The organism is Phaeobacter sp. 11ANDIMAR09 (genome assembly GCF_001294455.1).
Classification (GTDB): Bacteria; Pseudomonadota; Alphaproteobacteria; order Rhodobacterales; family Rhodobacteraceae; genus Pseudophaeobacter.
The window spans coordinates 13,529-35,936 of sequence record NZ_LIKT01000025.1 but is presented as its reverse complement, the minus strand read 5'-3'; the positions used below and the strand labels follow the sequence as shown (position 1 = coordinate 35,936).

Sequence of the window (22,408 nt, the reverse complement as noted above, 5' to 3'; positions counted from 1 at the left end):
TATCACTGCCTGCTCACTTCTGCTCGTGGTTCAGCCTGCCAAATCTTTACCCGAAATCCTGGCCGGTTCTTTCCCCATAAGGGCAAAAAGCCGCGTCTCTTGCTTCGGTTCTGGCGGATCGGTTCTTGTGCCCGGTTCCGTCCTGCGCCACCATGCCACCAAGGAAGAAGAGATGAAAAGCCAGGGGAGAGCAAAAGTGGCAAGAGAACGTCTGAGTGTTGTTGTTACGCGACGGTTGCCAGAGCCGGTAGAGACACGGCTGAGCGAGCTGTTCGATGTGACGCTGCGCAGCGATGATACGCCGATGAGCCGCCAGGAACTGGCGGCTGCCATGAAAGAGGCAGATGTGCTGGTGCCAACGGTGACCGACAGTATTGATGCTGCGCTGTTGGGGCAGGCAGGAGAAAAGCTAAAGCTGATCGCCAACTATGGTGCCGGGGTGGATCATATTGACGTTGCCACCGCCCGTCAGCGGGGCATTCTGGTGTCCAATACGCCAGGCGTGCTGACTGATGATACCGCCGATATGGCCATGGCGTTGATCATGGCCGTAGTGCGTCGCATTCCCGAAGGGTTGGCCGTGATGCAAAAGGGCGACTGGCAGGGCTGGGCTCCTACCGCCATGCTGGGGGGGCGACTGGCTGGACGCCGCCTGGGTATCCTAGGTATGGGGCAGATTGGTCAGGCGGTGGCCCGGCGTGCGCGCGCTTTTGGCATGCAGATCCACTATAACAATCGCCGCCGCCTACGCCCCGAAGTTGAATCTGAGCTGGAGGCTACCTATTGGGAAAGCCTCGACCAAATGGTGGCACGCATGGATGTGATCTCGGTCAATTGCCCCTCGACGCCTTCGACCTTTCATTTGCTAAATGCACGTCGGTTGAAGCTGATGAAACCCTCGGCAGTGGTGGTGAATACCTCGCGCGGGGAGGTGATTGATGAACATGCGCTTACCCGGATGCTGCGCAACAATGAAGTCGCTGGCGCTGGGTTGGATGTCTATGAAAACGGCACCGATATCAATCCACGTTTGCGCGAGTTGCCAAATGTGGTACTGCTACCCCATATGGGTTCTGCAACCCTGGAGGGGCGGATCGAGATGGGCGAAAAAGTCTTGTTGAATATCAAGACTTTCGAGGATGGTCACCGGCCTCCTGATCAGGTGGTTCTCGCCATGTTGTAAGGATCTGAACTGCAACTTTTAGCTGTGTTTGGAGATTTCATGAGATCTGTTCTACTGACCTGCCTGGCGCTTTCGGCATCCGCTGCCACGGCGCAGGAAGCTGCGGATGCTGTAGCCCCTGAGGGGCAGAGCGCTGCCGGGATCACTGCCATCTCTGAGGCGGTTGCCACGTCTTTTGCCGCCCGCGACGCCGGGCAGGTGGTTGAGGCCGAGAACTGGATGATTGCAGCTGCCAATCCCTATGCGGTTGAGGCCGGGGCTGGGATCCTGCGCCAGGGCGGCACCGCTGCGGATGCCATGGTGGCGGTGCAGACCGTTCTGGGGCTGGTCGAGCCGCAGTCCTCTGGTCTGGGCGGCGGGGCGTTTTTGGTTTGGTTTGATGCTAAAACCGGCGAAGTCACCACGCTGGACGCGCGTGAAACCGCGCCTTTGGCGGCAACGCCACGGCTGTTTCAGGACGAGACAGGCGCGCCTTTGAAATTCTTTGACGCGGTGGTTGGCGGCCGCTCGGTGGGGACACCTGGAACCCCGGCCTTGCTAGAGGCGGCGCATCGCAAATGGGGGCAGGCGAACTGGGCCTCGCTGTTTGACGCAGGGATCGCCCTGGCGGAAGAGGGCTTTGAGGTTTCGCCGCGCATGGCGGGCGCGATTGCGCGCGATGCTGATCGACTGGGGCGCTTTGCGGCCACGGCGGACTACTTCCTGCCTGGCGGCTCGCCCTTGGCCGCAGGAGATCTGCTGACAAACACGGACTATGCCGAGGTGCTGCGCACCCTGGCCGAGAAGGGGGGCGAGGGGTTCTACACTGGGCCAATCGCGGCGGATATTGTGCGCACGGTGCAGACTGCTGCGGGCAATCCCGGTGTGCTTTCAGCAATTGACTTGGCGCTCTACGAGGTCAAGGAACGCCGGGCGAGCTGCGCCAGCTATCGCTCTTTTGAGGTCTGCGGCATGGGTCCGCCCTCTTCGGGGGCGCTGACCGTGGGACAGATCCTGGGCATGTTGGGCGGCTATGATCTGGCCGCGCTGGGGGCCGATAACCCTGAGGCCTGGCGGCTGATCGGGGATGCCTCGCGGCTCGCCTTTGCCGACCGGGGACGCTACATGGCCGACAGCGATTTTGTGCCGGTGCCAGCCAAGGGGCTGGTTGATCCCGGCTATCTGGCTGAACGGGGAGCGCTGCTGGCCGGCGATGGCGCGTTGGCTGAAGTGGCGCCCGGTAAGCCGGAGTTTGATCACGCAGGGCTGTCGCCGCGTTGGGCCGAGGATGACTCGATCGAATTTCCCTCGACCTCGCATATCTCGATTGTCGATCAATATGGCAATGTCCTGTCGATGACCACGACCATCGAAAACGGCTTTGGTTCGCGATTGATGAGCAACGGTTTCCTGCTCAACAATGAGCTGACCGATTTCTCTTTCCGCAGCCACCGCGACGGGGTGCCGATTGCCAATCGGCTAGAGCCGGGCAAACGCCCCCGGTCTTCGATGGCTCCCACAATTGTGTTGCAGGAGGGTAAGCCGGTGCTGGCCATCGGCTCTCCGGGCGGCAGCCGTATCATTGGCTATGTGGCAACCGCCATCATTGCCTGGGCCGACTGGGGACTGAATGTGCAGCAGGCTCTGTCGCTGCCCCATGCGGTGAACCGCTTTGGCACCTATGATCTGGAGGCTGGAACTGCCGCAGCAGAGATGGAGGCCGCCCTGACCGAAAGCGGGTATGAGGTTAATATCCGTGATCTGAACTCGGGTCTGCATGCCATTGAAATTGGTGCAACGCTCAAGGGCGGAGCCGACCCGCGTCGTGAGGGCATCGCGCTGGGGGAGTGAACCGCCAGGGCGGCTTGGGGGACCTCCGGACGTCGGGGGCTAAACCCTGGGAGCAGTCCGGAGGGTGAAAAGAGCGGGGCGGAGGCGGAGCTTGCCTGCGCCCCTTTTTTGCGCAATAAGAACTGCGTGTTGTCATGACAACACGAGGGGAGCGACGGCGCCGGGTGGCGTCGGGAAAACAAGAGGAACAAGACATGGTGCAAGCAACCGCATTGCCGCGAAATGAGGCCGGAATTGAAGCTGCTATTGGGGTGCTGAAGCAGCGGTTTGGCGATCAGCTGCAGACTGGGCAGGCGATCCGCGAGCAACATGGCCATACCACCACCTGGATCAATACCCAGGCGCCAGATGCCGTGGTTTTCCCGACCTCGACCGAAGAGGTGGCGAGTATCGTCAAGACCTGCGCCAAATATGGCGTGCCGGTTATTCCCTTTGGCACCGGCACTTCGCTGGAGGGCCATGTCAATGCGCCCGCTGGTGGGATCTGTGTCGACATGATGCGGATGGATCAGATCCTGAAGGTCAACGCCGAGGATCTGGATGTGGTGGTGCAGCCCGGTGTGACCCGTGAACAGCTCAACACTTTCCTGCGCGATCAGGGCCTGTTCTTTCCGATTGATCCCGGTGCCAATGCCTCGTTGGGGGGGATGGCCGCGACGCGGGCCTCAGGCACCAATGCGGTGCGCTATGGCACCATGAAGGACAATGTGCTGGCACTGGAGGTGGTGATGGCCGATGGCGAAGTGATCCGCACCGCGCAGCGCGCCAAAAAATCCTCGGCTGGCTATGACCTTACCCGATTGATGGTGGGCTCGGAGGGCACGCTGGGTCTGATGACAGAAATCACCCTGCGTCTGCAGGGGATCCCCGAGGCGATCCGCTCAGCGCGCTGTTCCTTCCGCAGCGTTGATGATGCCTGCCGCGCAGTGATGATGACCATTCAATATGGTATTCCCGTCGCCCGCATGGAGCTGCTGGACGAGATGAGCGTCAAGGCGGCCAACAGCTATTCCAATTTGTCACTGCCCGAAACGCCGTTGCTGCTGCTGGAGTTCCACGGCTCGGATGCTGGCGTGTTGGAGCAGAGCGAGACCTTTGCCGCCATTGCGGATGAATTTGGGGGGTTTGACATTGAGGCGACCTCCTCGGCGGAGGAGCGCAACAAGCTGTGGCAGGCGCGCCATGACATGTATTGGGCCTGCATGCAGATCCGCCCCGGAACCAAGGGAATTTCAACCGATGTCTGCGTGCCGATCTCGAAACTGGCGGAATGCGTTGGCGCCACTCAAGCAAAGGCCGAAGAGCTGGGGCTGATTGCACCAGTGGTGGGCCATGTGGGGGATGGGAATTTCCACTCGCTGGTTCTGGTCGATATGGACAGCGCTGAAGAGCGCCGGAAAGCAGATGAATTTGTCAGCTGGCTCAATGATCTGGCGATCTCCTTGGAGGGGACCTGCACGGGCGAGCACGGTATCGGGCAGGGCAAGCGCCCCTACCTGCAAAAAGAATTGGGGGCCGCCACTCGCTATATGGCGGCGATCAAGGCCGCCCTTGATCCGGATGACATCCTCAACCCTGGCAAGATCCTCAGCGATCGAGGTTGAGGCCTGATCTCCCCGCTTCTGGCTTGTTCAGGTCCGGCGCGGGGTCACAATTTGCCCCCAATTGCCTGATAGCTTTGCCATCAAATGCTGGAGCAGTTTTGGGGTTGGGCAAATGTTTGTGCGAAAAGCCTTGGGAATTATGGTGCTTAGCACCCAGGCGGTGATTGCCGTCGACTACAATATGCAAAGTCAGAAAGCCGGGCTGGGGCCGGGCGAGCTGAGCATGAAGGACTATATGGCCCTCGTGCAAAAACGCTATGACCCAAAACCGGCTAGCCAAGTCGCGGAGGCTCTTCAGGAGAGTGTGCTTTGGCAACGAGTCACCGAGCTTGGAGGCCAAGAGGGGGCTGGTCTCTCGGGGGGGGAGGATCTGGCCGAAGCAGCGGGTCAAGCCCCGCAAGAGGCACCCGCCACGGTCTGTATTCGCCGCGGGACTGCGCTGGACTGCCAGTAACCGGATTGGAACAGGCGCATGAGAGCCTGGTGACCTGGCGGCATCTCAAGGTCGCAAGCAGGGCCGCTTCGCGCCAAAAGGTCGGTTTTGACTATATTTGCGTCGGATGGATTTAGCCCGGTTTCCCGGGCTTTGGGCATAACCGATGCAGAAACCGAGTCACTTGTTCCGGAGAACGGCCTCATGAAAACCCAAGTCAAAGCACTGGTCGTCGGCGGCGGCGCCGTTGGCACCTCGATTGCCTATCACCTTGCCAAAGCGGGCTGGGACGATGTCATGCTGATCGAGCGTGACGAGCTGACCTCCGGCTCCACCTGGCACGCAGCGGGCCTGCTGCCCCTGTTCAACATGTCCTTTGCGACAACCCATATCCACAAATACTCGGTCGATTTCTACAAGCAGTTGGAAGAAGAGACCGGTCTCAATGCGGGTTTTGCTGTGGTGGGTAACCTGCGCATGGCGCAGACAAAAGAGCGTATGGACGAATATATGCTCTATGCTTCGACAGCAGAAACCTGCGACGTCGACTATGAATGGCTGACCCCGGATCAGATCAAAGAGCGCTGGCCACTGATTGAAACTGGCGACCTGAAAGGCGCCATCTACCACACTGAGGATGGCTATATTAACCCCGCCGATGTGACCCAGGCCATGGCCAAGGGCGCCCGTCAGCGTGGCGTTGAAATCCACCGCAAAATGCAGGCGGATGCCTTCCATTGGACCGGCACCCATTGGGAAGTCACCTGCACCAAGATGATCGAAAAGGGTGGCAACCTCATTCCGTCTGACGAGCAGGTTGTGATCACCGCTGAACATGTCGTGACCGCCTCTGGCAATCACGCGCAGCGCACCGCCAAGATGCTGGGCATCAAGATGCCAGCGATCCCGGTCGAGCATACCTTCATTGTCATGGACAAAGATCCTGAGCTGGTCAAATGGCGGGAAGCAGGCAACCCTGAGCACCCCGTTGTGCGCGACGCTGACAACGAGTCTTATGCGCGCGAAGAGCGTGGCGGCTGGATCCTGGGCATCTATGAGCGCGGCGCCCCTGCGCAGTTTGCACATGGTGTTCCTGACAGCTTCCGCGCGGATCTGTTCCCGCTGGATCTGGACCGGATCGCGGAACAGTATATGGCGATGGCTGAGCGTGTGCCCTCCTGCGCCGAAAGCGGCCTCAAGGACGACTTCAACGGCCCAATCTGCTATACGCCTGATGGCAACCCGCTGGTTGGTCCGGCACCGGGTCTGCGCAACATGTGGCTGGCAGAGGGCTTCTCCTTTGGCATCACCGCCGCAGGCGGTACCGGCTACTACCTGGCGCAGATGATGGTGGACGGCGAAGCCGAGATCGACATGGCAAGCCTCGACCCCAAGCGGTATTCCTCTAACTGGATGACCACCGAGTTCGCGGCCCGCAAGAACGAAGAGTGCTACGAGCACGTCTATATTCTGCACCACCCGGACGAAGAGCGCCCCGCCGCGCGTCCGCTGCGCTGCTCGCCCGCCTTTGATCGTCAGAAAGAGCGCGGCGCGCAATTTGGCTGGGTCAATGGCTGGGAACGCCCCAACTACTTTGGCCCCAAAGATGCGCCAGAGAACTTTGACCACGACGCCCGCTCCTTCCGCCGTGGCGGCTGGTGGCAATATGCCGTGGATGAAGCCAAGGCGATCCGCGAAGGTGTTGGCCTGGTGGACGCAACCGCCTTTACCAAACATGTGGTCAAGGGGCCCGGTGCCACGCAGTTCCTCGACTGGTTCACCTGCAACAAACTGCCAAAGATTGGCCGCATCAACCTGACCTATGCGCTGACCTCGGCGGGCACCACCCGCACCGAATACACCATCGTGCGCAACGGTGAAAACAACTACTATCTGGTCTCGGCCGGGGCCTGGACCGAGTATGACGCGGATTTCCTGCGCAAGGCTGCCGAAGACAAGATGGAAGAGTTCGGCTACATCGAGATCCAGGATGTCACCACGCAGTGGGGGGTCTTTGCCATCGCCGGGCCAAAGTCTCGTGATGTGCTGAAAGAGGTGATCAACGACGCCGATCCGGAAACCGCACTATCCAACAAGCGTTTCCCCTGGCTCTCGGCCCGTCAGATCGAACTGGGCATGTGCCCGGTGAATGCAATTCGTGTGGCCTATACCGGTGAGCTGGGCTGGGAGCTGCATCACCCGATCGAAATGCAGAACTACCTGTTTGATCTGCTGGAAAAAGCGGGTGAAAAGCACGGCATGAAGCTGGTCGGCGCCCGGGCGCAAAACTGGCTGCGGATGGAGAAATCCTACCGTGCCTTTGGCACCGAGCTGGGCCGCGACGCGACCCCAGCCGAAGCCGATCTGCCACGCTTTATCGACCTGGAAAAAGACTTCCACGGCAAAGAGGCCATGGTTGAAACGGGTGTCCGGTTCAAATGCTGCACCCTGCTGATCGATGGTCCTGAGGATGCAGATCCATGGGGACGCGAAGCGATCTACGCCGAGGATGGCACAACCCGTCTGGGCCGCTTGACCTCGGGTGGGTACTCGGTTGCCTTCGAGAAATCGATTGGCATGGGGTATCTGAAGCCAGAGCAAGCCGTGGAAGGCACCAAGGTGAAGGTCAAGATGCAGGACAAGCTCTGGGATGCGGTTGTGACCTGCGACAGCCCCTATGACCCCAAGAATGAAACCATTCGTCAAAACGGCTAAGTTGGCCTGAAACAGAGACAATAAAGCCCCGGTCGTAAGACCGGGGCTTTTGTCATTTTGGGGAGGGGAACGCTGCGGGCAGGATCCCAACCCGCGCCCCCTACGACGCAGGTCAACAGGCAGATGCGTCAGCCGCCAGTCAACTCATCATAGCAGGTCAGCGCTCTTGCCGCATACATCATTGAGGGACCACCCCCCATTTGGATGGACATTGCCAGCACGTCAGAGACTTCTTCGCGGGTGGCTTCGGCCTTGATCAAGGCTTCGATATGCAAACCGATGCAATCGTCGCAGCGCATGGCAACCGCGATGCCCAGAGCCACGAACTCCTTTTGCTTAAAGTCGAGGACGCCATTTTCTCTTACGGTTTTCCCAAGCGCGCCAAAGGCCTTGGCTGTATCGGGAATGGTTTTGTTCAGGTTGCGCAGCCCCTGACGGGTGATGTCCAGTTTGCTTGACCAGTCCATTGGATGTCCTTCGATAAATATTCAATTTGCCGAAGGTGTATGGTGGCCAATCTGCCAAAGCCTTGATCTAGGTCATGCCATTCTGAAGGTGACGCAGCGCTCTTTGCTAGCCTTTGGACAGGACCAGGGCCAGATTGTTGGCGGGCGTCTCTATGACCTCTACAGGGCTGAGCCAGGCTTGCTCGGCCCAATCCAGAACATCAAAGTCATCCTTGTAGCCGATCTCTGGGTCATGTGCCTGCAGCGAGGCGTGAAAGCTTTGATCTCCGGGGCTGGTGAGCTCGCCGCCGCGCATGAAGGGGCCATAGATCAACAACCGCCCGCCGGGGGCCAGCGCCTGAGCGGCCTCCTGGATCAGGCACTGCGCTTCGGCTGTGCTGATCAGGTGCAGCAGGTTCGACAGCACGATCAGATCCTGCGGGGCCACCTGCGCGCCCCAGCCTGGGGCTGTGGCATCCAGCAGCTTGGCGGGTTGCACATTTGGCAGCGCCGCCTCTTCCATGTAGGCATTGATGCTGTGCAACCGGTCCTCTGCGGCCTCAGTAGGTTGCCAATTGTACTGGGGCAGGCGGTTGGCATAGCCCACCACATGCTGGCCGGTGCCACTGGCCAGTTCCAGCGCATGGCGGCCTGCCGACGGGGCAATCTGCTCCAGCAGATCACATAGGACATCAAGGTTGCGCGCGGCCGAAGGCGCAAAAAGCTTGCCTCCCTCAGGGTTGGCAATCGAGGCGGTGCCAGGAACGGAGCGGAGGGGCATCAGCGCAGCCTTTCTGGTGACAGGGCGGCCCGGCTGTCGGCATCCAGCTCGGAGCTGTGCCCGCCCAGAATATCCGCCAACAGGCGCGAGGCGGCTGGGGCTGTCTGAAATCCATAGCCCCCCTGCGCCGCACACCAGATGAAATCGGGCTGATCTGGGTCCGGTCCCAGGACGAGCGCGCCATCCGGCGAGAAGCTGCGTAGCCCGGCCCAGTTGCTCTCTACCCGGGTGACTGGGGTGGTGACCATCTCTTCATAACGCGCCAGTCCTTCGGCCAGGACCATGTCGTCGGCATAGGCGTCATGGGGGGCAACCAGATCTGCATCTGCGGGGGAGACCAGCAGCTTGCCGGCATCGGGTTTGGCGTACCAGCTCTCACCGACTCCCATCAGCATCGGCCATTTGGTGACGTCATGCCCGCCGGGCGCGGGCAGCCGTGCCATGGAGCGGCGTTTGGGCTGGATACCAATGGGGGCAACACCGGCCAGTGCCGCGATTTCATCCACCCAGGCCCCGGCAGCATTGACCAATTGTTTGGCAGCGTAGGTCTCGCCGCCTGCCTCGACCTGCCAGCCCTTGGCATCGTGGTGGATCGCCGTCACCTTTGCGCGGGTGATGACCTGACCGCCATTGCTGCGGGCAACCTTGGCAAAATCCTGAACCATGCGATCGGTGTCCAAATCCTGCGCTGCCTGATGCAGCCCGGCCAGGGTGACAGTCTTGGGGTTCAGGATTGGCACCAGTGCCTGCGCCTCAGCAGAGCTGATTTCCGCCAGGCCCAACTCTTTGAGGTCATCGCGAAACTGCGCCTCCTGATCAGGGCCCGAGATCAACATCAGCCCGCGCGGCGTCAGATAGCCGCCATTTGCACTATGGTGATACTCGGCACTGGCTTTGTTCAGGGCGACCACGGCAGGCGAGCCGTAGTTTTCCTCAAACATGGCCGCCGAGCGTCCCGAAGCATGATAGCCAAGCGCTTCTTCCATCTCCAATAGCACCACGTGTCCCAGCTCTGACAGGCGAGCGGCGGCGCTGGCCCCGGCGATGCCGCCGCCAATGATCAGAAAATCACATTTCATGCGCCGAGCTCCTGTTCTTCCAACCGGTCTGTTGCGGGGGCAGGGCGGGGGCTGAGGGCTGCGATCTCGTCATAAAGCGCCGCATCCATGCGAAACTCCAGCGCCGCCAATGAGGGGGCGATCTGTTCCACGGTACGTCCCGATATGATTGGCATCGGGGCACTGGGATGCGCTGCCGCCCAGGCCACCGCAAGTGTCGCAGGAGATACATCCAGGCGGCGCGCCAGGGAGCTGAGCCCCGTGGCGGTGTCATGCATCCAGGTCTGGCCATAGCGGCTGTTGTAGCGGGCATCCTCGCTGAGCCGCCCCTGACCGCCGACGGCGTATTTTCCGGTCAGCAATCCGCCGCCAAGGGGAGAATAGGGGGCAATGGCGATATTTTGATCGGTGCACATCGGCAGGATCTCGACCTCGGCCTGACGTTTCACCAGTGAATACATCGGCTGCAGGATATCCGTCGCAAACCCGAGATCAGCTCCCAGCATCTGCGCCTTCATCACCTGCCAGGCGGCAAAGTTTGACAGGCCGATGTAGCGAATATCCCCGGCCTCTTTGCGGGAGCCAAACCACGTGAGGGTTTCACGCAGATCGGTTTGGTCATCAAAGCGATGCAGATAAAGAATATCTATGAAGTCCAGCCCAAGCCGCTTGCGGCTGGTGTCAAACTGCGCCTGCATGTTCTCAGCCCCGGCGCCGCCCGTATAGCCAACCTTGCTGGCAATGATTAGCTTGTCCCGCTCACCTTTGATGAGGTTACCCAGGATCTCTTCGCTGCGGCCATCTGTATAGACCCAGGCGGTGTCAAAATGGGTGATGCCCGCCGCCCGGCAGGCGGCATAGATTTCGGCGGATTGTGCCGCATCCGCACGGCCACCAAACTGCATGGTGCCAAAGGCAAAGCGGCTGGCGGGGGTTCCATCGGGGCTGGTGAGCTTGCTGGTCATGGGCGAAACTTTGCATGAGAGCGGCCCGGGTAAAAGGACATTTTAAGAGGTGGAAGGAATTGTTTTACCACTTTTGTATAGGTTGAAGCGCAGAAGAGCGCTCTGCGAACTCACAAGCCTGTGCCAGAGTTGATCAGTACCATTTTTCGTGTTGGAGGGCCTATTTTGAACAACCCCGATTTACATCACATGGCGCATGGTCATGTGCCGGGCTACCTGCCTGGGGCCGATGGCAGTGATCCCCTGTTTACGGTCATGGCGGTTTTCACCATTGTGCTGATTATGGGCATTGGCGCCTTGTATTTCACGCTGCACGCCCTGCCAGAAAAGATGGCCCACACCGACAATCACATGCAGTTTCAGCTGATTGGCATTCTGTCGGTGATGGCCCTGTTCACCCATAACAACCTGTTTTGGGTTGCCGCCATTGTGATTGCCGCCTTCCGGATGCCTGACTTTTTGACCCCCATCCAATCAATCGCCAAATCTTTGAAGCGCTTGGAACCCGGCACAATCGGACCAGCGGAGATGCCTGCGCCTGCCGTACCCGACGCAGTGGCGAGCCACAGCCCCGTCTCAGCGCAAACAGAGGAGGGCTAACCAATGCTAGAACTGTTGATCTGCTCTCTTTTGACCGTGCTGCCTGACTATCTTTTTCGACGCTACCGACAGGGCAAACGGATCGGCCATGAAATCAATTTCTTCTCAGTCTGGTATGAGCTCCGCTTTGGCATCACCGCCTGTTTCGTGCTGACAGTCGCCTTGATCACCACGATTTTCTATTACCACCCGGCAACCACGCGGGTGGCCTCCTATTTCCGCACGGTCACGATCCTGCCCGAGGCGGGCGGGCGTGTGTCGGGAGTAAATGTTGTGAATAACCAATTTGTTCAGGCTGGCGAGGTTCTGTTTCAGCTGGATGCCAGCAGACAGGAGGCTGCGGTCGAGACCGCAAAAGCCAAGATCGCCGAAATCGAGGCAAGCCTCGCGGTTGCCGCAACCGATCTTGCAGCCACCAGCGCCGGGGTGTCTCAGGTGGAGGCGGTCTTGCGGCAAGCCAAAGAGGATCTGGCGCGCAACTTGACTCTGCGGGAGCGGGGATCAGCTGCGGTGCGTGAGGCAGAAATCGAGCGGTTGCAAAATCAGGTGGCCCAACGGGAGGGCGAGCTAGAAGCCGCCCGCGCCAGACAGGCTTCGGTCCAGGAGAATATAACGGTTCTGATCCCGGCGCAGCGCAGCAGTGCAGTGGCAGCCTTAGAGCAGGCAGAGGTCGAACTGGCCAAGATGACGGTGGTCGCGGGTGTGTCGGGACGGGTGGAGCAATTTGCCCTGCAGGCTGGTGATTTTGTCAGTCCCCTGCTGCGCCCAGCGGGCATTCTGGTGCCCCAGGAACATGTAGAGCGGGATCGCTTTGTGGCCGGATTTGGCCAGTTGACTGCCAATGTGATCAAGCCAGGAATGTTTGCCGAGATGGGCTGTCTCAGCAAGCCCTTCACGGTTATCCCAATGGTGGTCGTTGAAATCCAGGACGTTATTCCCTCGGGGCAGGTTCGGCCCTCTGACCAGCTGCGGGATCCGCAGGACAACCCGCGCCCGGGTACGGTGACTGTCTATCTCGAGCCGCTCTATGCTGGGCAGGCTGATGATATCCCGCCCGGCAGCACCTGTTTGGCCAATGCCTATACCTACAACCATGACCAACTGTCGGACCCGGCCTTGGGGCTGGGGGAATGGGCCTTCTTGCATATGGTTGATACCGTTGGCATCGTTCATGCCCTTTTGCTTCGCTTGCAGATGTTGCTGCTGCCAGTCCAGACCCTGGTGTTCTCGGGCCACTAGGCACTTATTGGGGGACCGGTCGATACCTTTGGTGACCCGCACAGGAAAAAGGCCCGCCAATTGGCGGGCCTTTAGGTCAATTTTGTTTGCAGCAGCTTATTGCGGGATGTCGCCTTCGATACCTTCAACAAAGAAGTTCATGCCCGCCAGGGTGCCGTCATCTGCAACTTCACCATCCGCCAACCAGGCAGAGCCGTCCTGTTTGTTGATGGGGCCGGTAAAGGCGTGGTAGGAGCCATCCGCCAGGGCGGCTTTCATCGCCAGTGCGGCTTCTTTCACGTCAGCTGGAACTGCGTCGGAGATTTCACCGATGCCAACCATGCCGGCGCCGATGCCATCCCAGGTGTTGCCGCTGGTCCAGGTGCCATCCATGACGGCCTGGGTGCGGGCGATATAGTAAGGTGCCCAGTCATCGATGATCGAGGACACCCGTGGCAGTGGGCCATACTCGGCCATATCGGAGGCCTGACCAAAGGTGATGACGTTGCCAGCGGCCTGAGCGGCAGCCTGTGGCGCGGTGGAGTCGGTGTGCTGCAGAATCACGTCGGCGCCCTGTTCGATCAGAACCTTGGCGGCGTCGGCTTCCTTGGCGGGGTCAAACCAGGTGAAAGCCCAGACGATCTTGAACTCTACGTCGGGGTTCACTTTCTTGGCGTGGATATAGGCAGAGTTGATGCCGCGGATAACTTCGGGGATCGGGTAGGAGCCGATGTAGCCGACGATATTGCTCTTGGTCATATTGCCCGCGATGGTGCCCTGCACCGCGCGGCCCTCGTAGAAACGCGCTGAATAGGTGGCGACGTTTTCGGCCTGCTTGTAGCCGGTTGCGTGCTCAAAGCGGACATTGGGGAATTTTGCCGCCACGTTGATGGTGGGATCCATGTAGCCAAAGGATGTGGTGAAGATCAGATCGGCACCCTGCAGAGCCATCTGGGTGATCACGCGCTCAGCATCTGGGCCTTCGGCGACGTTTTCAACATAGACGGTTTCGACCTTGTCGCCGAACTCTTCAACCACCGCCTTGCGGCCCTGATCGTGCTCATAGGTCCAGCCGCCGTCGCCGACGGGGCCTACGTAAACAAAGCCGACCTTGGTTGGGTCGTCCGCTAGAGCAGAGGTTGCAAGACCAAAGGCCACTGCGGCGCTGGTCATGAGTTTTGTCAGTTTCATCAAAGGGATCCCCCGTGTTGGTTTTAATTGTGCCCGAGGTCGCCCCCGGACAAGTCGTTTGCTGCCAGCCTTATAGGCTCAGCGGGCAGCGTGAAAATTGCGACCCAAAGCAGCAGGTGCGCTGCTTTTATCAGCCGATAGAATGACGAGCACCAGAATGGTGATCAGATAGGGCGACATTGCCAGATACTCCACCGGGATGGCAACGCCGGCAGCTTGAAGATTAAGCTGAACAACGGTCACGCCGCCAAAAAGATAGGCACCCAGCAGTACCCGCCAGGGTTTCCAGCTGGCAAAGACCACCAGTGCCAGGGCAATCCAACCGATTCCAGCGGTCATGCCCTCGGTCCATTGTGGCACACGGATCAGGCTGATGTAGGCGCCGCCAAGCCCAGCACAGGCACCGCCAAACAGGATCGCTATGATGCGAATGCGCACCACCTTATACCCCAGGGCATGGGCAGCATCGTGGTTTTCACCCACCGCGCGCAGCACCAGACCGATACGGGTGAACTTGATCACCGCCCAGACGGCAGCGATGAGCATCAGCGCGACATAGAGCATCAGATCATGGCCAAACAGGATCGGGCCAATGACTGGCAGATCGCTGAGCAATGGAATATCCAGCTTTTGCATCTGTGGTGGTTTGATACCGACATAGCTCTGCCCCATCAGGGCTGAGAGCCCCAGACCAAACAGCGTCAGCGACAGGCCCGAAGCCACCTGATTGGCCTGCGCATATTGCGTCAGAATGGCAAAGAGGATCGAGAGCGCCGCGCCCGCCCCGGCGGCTGCGACAAAGCCCAACAGAGGCGAGCCGCTCTCGACGGCGGTGGCAAAGCCAGCCACCGCGCCGATGATCATCATGCCCTCGACGCCCAGGTTCAGCACCCCGGATTTCTCCACCACAAGTTCACCAATGGCGGCAAACAACAGCGGCGTCGCCGCCACCATGAGCGAGGCAATGAGCAGGACGGGATTAATTGCAGACAGATCCATTATGCGACCTCCGGTTTGCCAAGCGAGATGCGGAAATTGGTCAGAAGGTCAAAGGCCAAGAGGAAGAACAAGAGCATCCCCTGGAACACCTGAATCGCCGCCGAGGGCAGTTGCAGGTTCGACTGGGCAATATCGCCGCCAATATAAGTCAGCGCCATCAAACCACCTGCCAGCAGGATGCCCACCGGATGCAGACGCCCCAGAAAGGCAACGATAATGGCGGTAAAGCCATAGCCGACGTTGAAATCAATCGAGACCTGTCCCGACGGGCCCGAGACCTCGAACAATCCGGCCAGCCCGGCCAGCATGCCCGAGGTGCCAAGACAGAATAGGATCAGCCGTGCAGGCTTCACCCCGGCAAAGCGGGCGGCGCGGGGCGCTTCACCAGTGAGGCGGATGTGATAGCCCACCATATGGCGATTGAGCAGCACATAGGCAAAGATCACCGCAATCAGCGCCGCGACCACGCCCCAATGCATACCAGCATTTTCATTGATCCAGCTGCTTGCGCCCTCATAGCTGTTGAAATTACGCGAGCCGGGAAAGCCGTGCCCTTCGGGATTTCGCAGCAACCCTAGGGACATAGAGGCCAGGAACTGCTCGGCCACATAGACCAGCATCAAGGACACCAGAATCTCATTGGTGCCAAAACGGGTCTTCAGATAGGCCGGGATCATCGCCCAGAGCCAGCCGCCAAAGGCACCACCAATCACCATGAGCGGAAAGACAAACCAGGCCTCCAGCGGATAAAAGGCGAGACCAATGCCGGCACCCACCAGGGCACCGATGATATATTGCCCCTCAGCGCCGATGTTCCATATTCCGGCCTTGAACCCCAGCGACAAGCCGATGGCGATCAGCACTAGGGGCGCGCCTTTCACCAACAATTGCGGCCGGTAGTAAAAGGCAAATTCTCCAAACAACGGCTCCCAGAAAATAGTCCGGATAGCCTCCACCGGATCCTTGCCCAGGATCCCAAAGAGCATGCCACCGGCCACCATGGTGGCCAGCACCGCCACAACGGGCGTGGCCAGGGACCAGGCGCGGGAGGGCTGTGGTCGTTTCTCTAGCCGGATCATTGCGCGACCCCCTGTATCATCTTTCCCCAAATATTCTCGCCGAAGGCGAAACTCTTGCGCGTGGTCTCAAACATGCGCCACCTCCATGCCGTGGGCGCCGCCCATCATCAGACCGATCTCTTCCACTGTTAGCCCCTCTGCCGGGCGCGGGGAGGACAGGCGCCCCTCGTTGAGGGCCGCAAATGTGTCGGAAATCTCCATCAGCTCGTCCAGATCCTGACTGATACAGATGACCGCGGCTCCTCCGGCTGCCAGATCCAGCAACGACTGGCGAATGGCCGCTGCCGCCGAGGCATCAACGCCCCAGGTGGGCTGGTTCACCACCAGAACCTCGGGCCGTTGCAAGACCTCGCGCCCGATGACAAACTTTTGCAGGTTGCCGCCAGAGAGCGAGCGGGCAGCGTTTTCTGGCCCGGGTGTGCGCACGTCAAAATCCTTGATGATGCGCTCGGCAAAATCCTTGGCTGCGGTCCATTTGAGGAACCCGTTCTTCACCAGGCCTTCGCGGGTAGCCCCGGTCAGCATGGCATTTTCTGTCAGGCTCATATCGGGGGCGGCGGCATGTCCCAGCCGCTCCTCTGGCGCGGCCAGAACTCCCAACTGCCGCCGCGCAACCGGCCCTAGATGGCCAATCGGTGCGCGGCCCAGCTTGACGGCATCACTGTCTGTCAAAACCTCGCCAGACAGCACCGAGAGCAGCTCATCCTGGCCATTGCCTGCAACCCCGCCAATGCCGAGGATCTCGCCTCGGCGCACGGTCAGATGTACATTGCGCAGTGCGGTGCCAAAGGCCGAAGGTGCTGGGACCGACAAGCCGGAAATATCCATTGCCACTTCGCCAAGATCACGCTTGCCGCGCATTGGTGGCGTAAGCGCTGCGCCGACCATGAGTTCCGCCATTTCACTGGCCGAGGTTTCGGCAGGGATACACTCCCCAACGTTTTTGCCCAGGCGCAGAATGGTGGCGTGGTCACACAGGGTGCGGATCTCTTCCAGCTTGTGGCTGATATAGAGGATCGAGGTGCCCTCGGCCCGCAATTTCTGCAGCGTCTGGAACAGGATTTCGACCTCTTGTGGGGTCAAAACACTGGTTGGCTCATCCATGATCAGCAGCTTGGGATCCTGCAACAGGCAGCGGATAATCTCGACCCGCTGACGTTCGCCCGCCGATAGGTCGCCCACCGTGCGGTAGGGATCCAGCGGTAGCCCATATGCCTCGGAAACCTCGCGGATACGGGAGGCCAGATCGCCCATCTTGGGTGGGTTTTCCATCCCAAGAGCAATGTTCTCTGCCACATTGAGCGCGTCAAACAGCGAGAAATGCTGAAACACCATGGCAATGCCATCGGCGCGGGCCTGGCGGGGCTCGTTGGGGGCAAAAGGCGCACCGCGCAGCAACATCTCGCCGCTGTCCGGTTTCACCAACCCGTAGATCATTTTAACCAGAGTGGATTTGCCCGCGCCGTTTTCACCCAGCAGCGCATGGACTTCGCCCGCGCCGATATCAAAGGAAACGCTGTCATTGGCCACCACGCCGGGGTAGGCCTTGGTCAGGCCCTTCAGGCTCAAGAGTACCTCAGTCACGCGCGCCGCTCCTCTTTCATCTCTTGTCTTGCCGCCCGTGCCAGCAGCTCCGCCGCGACGCCGACCGCAATCATCTGCGGGTGTTTGCCCAAGGCAGGGGTGCCGATCGGGCAGGTGATGCGGGCAATCTCGGCGGGGCCATGACCCAAGGCTGCCAACCGGCTGCGAAACCGCGCCCATTTGGTAGCCGAGCCAATCAGCCCCGCAAAAGAAAACCCATGCAATAACAGCCCGTGGCATAGCGCCAGATCCAGCTCATGGGAATAGGTCAACACCAGATGTTGTGCTTTTCCTGGCGCATGACGCAGCAAAACTGTCGGATCCTGACCCGGAAGCATGGTGACCCCTTCCGGAATTGTCGCTGGAAAGCGTGACAGCGCGGTATCCACCCAGGTGATGGCCAGATCCGGCAGCGGCGCCAGCACATCGACCAAAGCCCGCCCCACATGGCCCGCCCCCCAGATCCACAGATCTGTCTGCGGTTGGTGCACAGGCTCCAGCATCCACTGGTCAAGCAACTGCGGTTCGGGGCGTTGCCCCTGAGCTCTGAGCTGCGCCAACAGGCGTTTTACCGACAAAGGCTGGCTTTGGCTGGCCTCGGTTGTGACGGGGCGCACAATCATGTCCGGATCCAAATTTGCCAGATCGGCACTGTCATAGCGCTCGCTCAGCAGGGTCACGGATCCACCGCAACACTGGCCCAGATCAGGCCCCAAAGCATGAGTGCTGAGCCGGGCCTGGGGCCCTTGCCTGCGGGCGGCTGCGGCGGCCTCATATTCCAGCGTTCCGCCGCCGATGGTGCCGCTTTGTCCCTGATCCCAGACCAGCATGGCGGCGCCGACCTCACGCGGAGAAGAGCCGCGTATGGCGGCAATCACCACCCGGGTCACCGGCCCATATGTCGCGATGGCGGCGCGCAAGGCCTGCAGGTCAAACCCCATGGCTCAGCCTCCTGGCTTTGCGCCAGATTTCCTCGGCCGTGGCCGGGGCATCCAGGGCTGGATAGCCCTCCCCAAACTGGGCGACTGCATCGCTCAGCGCCAGCCAGGCCGAGATCCCCAGCATAAAGGGGGGTTCCCCCACTGCCTTGGAGCGGTAGATGCTGTTCTCGCGGTTTTCCCCCTGATAAAGCGCGACATTGAACACATCGGGACGATCAGAGCAGGCGGGGATCTTGTAGGTAGAGGGCGCATGGGTGCGCAGGTTCCCCTGCGGGTCCCAGATCAACTCCTCGGTGGTGAGCCAGCCTGCCCCCTGCACATAGCCGCCCTCCACCTGTCCCTTATCCAGATCCGGGTTCAGCGAGGCGCCTGCATCATGCAGGATGTCGCAGCGCAAAATGCGGTTTTCGCCCGAGCGGCGATCCACAACCACCTCTGTCAGCGACGCGCCATAGGCAAAGTAGAAAAACGGTCTGCCCTGTCCCTTGATCCGGTCCCATTTCAGATCTGGGGTCTTGTAAAACCCGGTGGCCGACAGGCTGATCCGCCCCTCGTAGCACTGTTTTGCCGCCTCGTTAAAAGAGATCTCTGTGGCGCCAATACGCACCTGGTTATCGGCAAAAACAATCGCGCCCACATCTGTTTGATGTCGCTGGGCCAGAAACTCGGCCATGCGGTCGCGGATGGTGTCACAGGCTGCTTTCACAGCCATACCATTCAAATCGGTCCCCGAGGAGGCCGCAGTGGCAGAAGTATTGGGCACCTTGGCGGTATCGGTGGCGGTGATCTTCACCTGTGCCATCGAAATCCCAAACCGACTGGCCGCCACCTGTGCCACCTTCTGAAACAGCCCCTGGCCCATCTCGGTGCCACCATGGTTCAAATGGACCGAGCCATCCTGGTAGACATGCACTAAAGCGCCGGCCTGATTGAGATGGGTCAGCGTGAAGGAGATGCCAAACTTCACCGGCGAAAAGGCCAGCCCGCGTTTTAGATCACTTTGCCCAGCGTTCCATTTCGAAATTTCGGCTTTACGGGCTGCATAGTCGGCGCTTTTCAGCAGCTGATCGGTCAGCGCATGCAGTTCAAAATCCCGCACCTCCATGCCATAGGGCGTGGTATTGTCCCGGGGTATCATCTTTCCCGAAATATTCCGGGGGGAGGTCGCAGACCGGGGGGCAGAGCCCCCCTCTGAGCCTTCATCAGGCGCGTCATAGTAATTGCGTCGCCGCAGCTCCACCGGATCCAGCCCCAGCTCATAGGCGATGTGATCCATCAGCCGTTCGATCCCAACCATACCCTGCGGCCCTCCAAAGCCGCGATAGGCGGTGGCGCTTTGCAGGTTGGTTTTCAACCTGTGGCTTTCGATGCGGATCGCGGGAATAGCATAGGCATTGTCGGAATGCAGCATGGCGCGATCGGCCACCGGCAGCGACAGGTCCTGCGCCCAGCCGCAATTGACCAGATGGGTGAAATCGACCCCCTGCAAACGGCCTGCATCGTCAAATCCAGCTCGGTAGGAGATGCGAAAGGCATGGCGCTTGCCAGTGATCACCATGTCATCATCGCGGTCATAGCGCATCTTGCAGGGCTTGCCGGTCTGGCGCGCGGCCACGGCGCAGGCGACGGCCAGGGCATTGCCCTGGCTTTCCTTGCCGCCAAAGCCGCCGCCCATGCGCCGGACTTCGACACGTACCGCATGCATCGGCAGGCCGATGGCCTCAGCCACCTTGTGCTGGATTTCGGTTGGATGCTGGGTCGAGGAATTCACCAACATCGCCCCGTCTTCCTGTGGCAGCGCCAGGGCGGCCTGGCCCTCTAGGTAGAAGTGCTCCTGTCCGCCGAGTTCAAAGCTGCCTTCAACCTGATGCGCGGCTGCGGCAATGGCTGTGGCGGCGTCGCCTTTTTGGTAGATGCGCGGACCTTCCTCGAAGCGACTGTTGGCAGCCAAGGCTTGATCCAGCGTCAGCAGCGCGTCTTCTTCGGTATAGGAAATCTCTCCCCGGCGGGCGGCAACCCGCGCAGCGCGGTGGCTGCGCGCCACAACCAGAAACAGCGGCTGACCCAGATAATGCACCGTGCCATCCGACAGCAGCGGCTCGTCATGCGCGGAGGGCGAGACATCATTGGCAAAGGGCAGATCCTGAGCCGTCAAAACGGCCACCACGTCCGGGCTGGATTGGACTGCCGCAAGATCCATCGCAGTGATGCGCCCTTTTGCGATGCTGGACAGGCCAAAGGCCAGATGCAGGGTGTCGCGCGGCAGAGGTGTGTCATCCACATAGCGCGCCTGACCGGTCACATGCAGTTTTGCCGCGTCATGGGGCAGGGGCTTAGCAACGCTCATAGCTGCACCTCCAGAACTGACTGGCTGGCGCCAGTGAGATCGCTGAAATAGCGCATCAGCATGTTGCGGGCGGTTTCGAGGCGATACTCTGCCGAAGCCCGCATATCCGTCATCGGGGTGAAGTCCTGGCTTATCTCAGCGGCCGCTGCAGCAACCGTCGCCTCAGACCAGGGCTGGCCCAGAAGAGCCTGCTCAACATGGGTGGCGCGTTTGGGCGTGCCCGCCAATCCACCAAAGGCCACACGGGCCTCAGTGACGCTGCCATCGGCCAGAGTGATAGTAAAGGCGCCCAGCACAGCTGAGATATCCTGATCAAACCGCTTGGAGAGTTTGTAGACGCGCAGGCGGTCGGGCTGGCGTGGGATGCTCACCGCCTCGACAAATTCGCCGGGTTGGCGGTCCTGTTTGCCATAGTCGATGAAGAAATCTTCCAGTGCGATGTCACGGCGGCGGTCGCCCTGGCGCAGGTGTAACCGCGCGCCCAAAGCGATCAGCGCAGGCGGATTGTCCCCGATGGGAGAGCCATTGGCGATATTGCCGCCAATCGTGGCGGCTGCGCGCACCTGCTGGCTGGCAAAGCGGCGGATCATTTCGGCATAAGACGGATGCAGCGGCGCGAGGGTCTCGCGGACGCGGTTCATATCCACCATGGCCCCAAAGCGGATCTCGCGGTCGCTGATCTCGATTTGCTTCAGGTCCTCGCAGCCATCCAGGAAGATCATTTCGCCCAGATCGCGCAGCCCTTTGGTGACCCAGAGCCCCAGATCGGTTGCACCTGCCACCAGCCGGGCCTCGGGCTTGGCAGCATAGAGTGTTGCCAACGCATCACCAGAACGCGGCAGCATTTCTGTTTCGGTCGCTTGCGGCAGGGGCTCGTGGCGGATCCACTGCGGCACGGGTTGCTCCGCCGCCGCTTCGGCAGCGCGAACGATCGGCGCATAGCCGGTGCAGCGACAGAGGTTCCCGGCCAATTGCACATCATGATCCGTCGCGCCGTTCTTATGGGCGGTGACCATCGACATAACAAAGCCCGGCGTGCAAAATCCGCATTGGCTGCCGTGATGGGTAATCATGGCCTCCTGCACCGGATGCAGGGTGCCATCGGTATCGGCCGCGCCCTCTACGGTGCGAATGGATTTACCGTTGAGCTGGGGCAGGAACAGAATGCAGGCATTCAGCGGCTTTGAGCCCGCCTTATCCGTTACCATGACCGTGCAGGCGCCGCAGTCGCCCTCGTTACAGCCTTCCTTGGTGCCCGTCATGGCGCGGTCTTCGCGCAGAAAATCAAGCAGTGTGGCCGAAGGATCCAGATCCTTGAGCACAACCTCTTCACCGTTCAGATGAAAGGTGATTGTCATCGTGTGAAACCCGTCGCCTTACGTGAACCACCCCTGATGCCATGCTTTCGATGCGACGTAGAAAACCTAGCGGGCC

The 22,408-nt window shown here is 60.3% G+C and carries 18 protein-coding genes; 7 read left to right on the top strand and 11 right to left on the bottom strand.

What is annotated here, in order from left to right; genetic code table 11:
* Positions 1–196: 196 nt before the first annotated feature.
* From AN476_RS17935 to AN476_RS17915, 5 genes are all read left to right on the top strand, one after another.
* The gene (locus AN476_RS17935; RefSeq protein WP_054463181.1) at positions 197–1,183 is read left to right on the top strand and encodes a D-glycerate dehydrogenase; all 987 of its coding nucleotides are present in this window, start codon (positions 197–199) and stop codon (positions 1,181–1,183) included.
* Positions 1,184–1,222: 39 nt separating this feature from the next.
* A complete protein-coding gene (gene ggt, locus AN476_RS17930) occupies positions 1,223–3,013 on the top strand; it encodes a gamma-glutamyltransferase (RefSeq protein WP_054463158.1) in 1,791 nt (596 codons plus the stop codon).
* A gap of 194 nt (positions 3,014–3,207) precedes the next feature.
* Positions 3,208–4,617: an FAD-binding oxidoreductase gene (locus AN476_RS17925; RefSeq protein ID WP_054463157.1), complete on the top strand. Its 1,410-nt coding sequence runs from the start codon at positions 3,208–3,210 to the stop codon at positions 4,615–4,617.
* Positions 4,618–4,729: 112 nt separating this feature from the next.
* On the top strand, positions 4,730–5,071 hold the full coding sequence (locus AN476_RS17920; RefSeq protein ID WP_054463156.1) for a hypothetical protein: 342 nt from the start codon (positions 4,730–4,732) through the stop codon (positions 5,069–5,071).
* A 183-nt stretch (positions 5,072–5,254) separates the two neighbouring features.
* Entirely contained in the window at positions 5,255–7,765 is a 2,511-nt protein-coding gene (locus tag AN476_RS17915) for an FAD-dependent oxidoreductase (RefSeq protein ID WP_054463155.1), read from the top strand.
* Between the two features lie 128 nt (positions 7,766–7,893).
* Here AN476_RS17915 and AN476_RS17910 read toward each other — a convergent pair whose 3' ends face one another.
* The 4 genes from AN476_RS17910 to AN476_RS17895 form a co-directional block, all read right to left on the bottom strand.
* Positions 7,894–8,232 (bottom strand): carboxymuconolactone decarboxylase family protein, encoded by a 339-nt coding sequence (locus AN476_RS17910; RefSeq protein WP_054463154.1) that lies wholly within the window; start codon positions 8,230–8,232, stop codon positions 7,894–7,896.
* Between the two features lie 106 nt (positions 8,233–8,338).
* The gene (locus AN476_RS17905; RefSeq protein WP_054463153.1) at positions 8,339–8,992 is read right to left on the bottom strand and encodes a DUF938 domain-containing protein; all 654 of its coding nucleotides are present in this window, start codon (positions 8,990–8,992) and stop codon (positions 8,339–8,341) included.
* Positions 8,992–10,071, bottom strand: coding sequence for an FAD-binding oxidoreductase (locus AN476_RS17900; protein ID WP_054463152.1), 1,080 nt, complete (start codon positions 10,069–10,071; stop codon positions 8,992–8,994). The genes AN476_RS17905 and AN476_RS17900 overlap by 1 nt, the downstream gene beginning before the upstream one ends.
* Entirely contained in the window at positions 10,068–11,015 is a 948-nt protein-coding gene (locus AN476_RS17895; protein WP_054463151.1) for an aldo/keto reductase, read from the bottom strand. The genes AN476_RS17900 and AN476_RS17895 overlap by 4 nt, the downstream gene beginning before the upstream one ends.
* A 165-nt stretch (positions 11,016–11,180) precedes the next feature.
* Between AN476_RS17895 and AN476_RS17890 the strand changes: the two genes are divergently transcribed.
* Both AN476_RS17890 and AN476_RS17885 read left to right on the top strand, forming a co-directional pair.
* Complete coding sequence (locus tag AN476_RS17890) at positions 11,181–11,615, top strand: hypothetical protein (protein WP_371257366.1); 435 nt, start codon at positions 11,181–11,183, stop codon at positions 11,613–11,615.
* A 3-nt stretch (positions 11,616–11,618) separates the two neighbouring features.
* On the top strand, positions 11,619–12,854 hold the full coding sequence (locus AN476_RS17885) for an HlyD family secretion protein (protein WP_054463149.1): 1,236 nt from the start codon (positions 11,619–11,621) through the stop codon (positions 12,852–12,854).
* A gap of 96 nt (positions 12,855–12,950) precedes the next feature.
* Here the strand turns inward: AN476_RS17885 and AN476_RS17880 are convergent, their stop codons facing one another.
* The 7 genes from AN476_RS17880 to xdhA form a co-directional block, all read right to left on the bottom strand.
* A complete protein-coding gene (locus AN476_RS17880) occupies positions 12,951–14,024 on the bottom strand; it encodes a BMP family ABC transporter substrate-binding protein (protein ID WP_054463148.1) in 1,074 nt (357 codons plus the stop codon).
* Positions 14,025–14,102: 78 nt separating this feature from the next.
* Entirely contained in the window at positions 14,103–15,023 is a 921-nt protein-coding gene (locus tag AN476_RS17875; RefSeq protein WP_054463147.1) for an ABC transporter permease, read from the bottom strand.
* The gene (locus AN476_RS17870) at positions 15,023–16,102 is read right to left on the bottom strand and encodes an ABC transporter permease (protein WP_054463146.1); all 1,080 of its coding nucleotides are present in this window, start codon (positions 16,100–16,102) and stop codon (positions 15,023–15,025) included. The genes AN476_RS17875 and AN476_RS17870 overlap by 1 nt, the downstream gene beginning before the upstream one ends.
* Positions 16,103–16,168: 66 nt before the next feature.
* The gene (locus AN476_RS17865; protein WP_054463145.1) at positions 16,169–17,686 is read right to left on the bottom strand and encodes an ABC transporter ATP-binding protein; all 1,518 of its coding nucleotides are present in this window, start codon (positions 17,684–17,686) and stop codon (positions 16,169–16,171) included.
* The gene (xdhC, locus tag AN476_RS17860; RefSeq protein ID WP_054463144.1) at positions 17,683–18,627 is read right to left on the bottom strand and encodes a xanthine dehydrogenase accessory protein XdhC; all 945 of its coding nucleotides are present in this window, start codon (positions 18,625–18,627) and stop codon (positions 17,683–17,685) included. Before xdhC ends, AN476_RS17865 begins: the two co-directional genes overlap by 4 nt.
* Entirely contained in the window at positions 18,617–20,974 is a 2,358-nt protein-coding gene (xdhB, locus tag AN476_RS17855; RefSeq protein ID WP_054463143.1) for a xanthine dehydrogenase molybdopterin binding subunit, read from the bottom strand. Before xdhB ends, xdhC begins: the two co-directional genes overlap by 11 nt.
* On the bottom strand, positions 20,971–22,332 hold the full coding sequence (xdhA, locus tag AN476_RS17850; RefSeq protein ID WP_054463142.1) for a xanthine dehydrogenase small subunit: 1,362 nt from the start codon (positions 22,330–22,332) through the stop codon (positions 20,971–20,973). Before xdhA ends, xdhB begins: the two co-directional genes overlap by 4 nt.
* Positions 22,333–22,408: the final 76 nt, after the last annotated feature.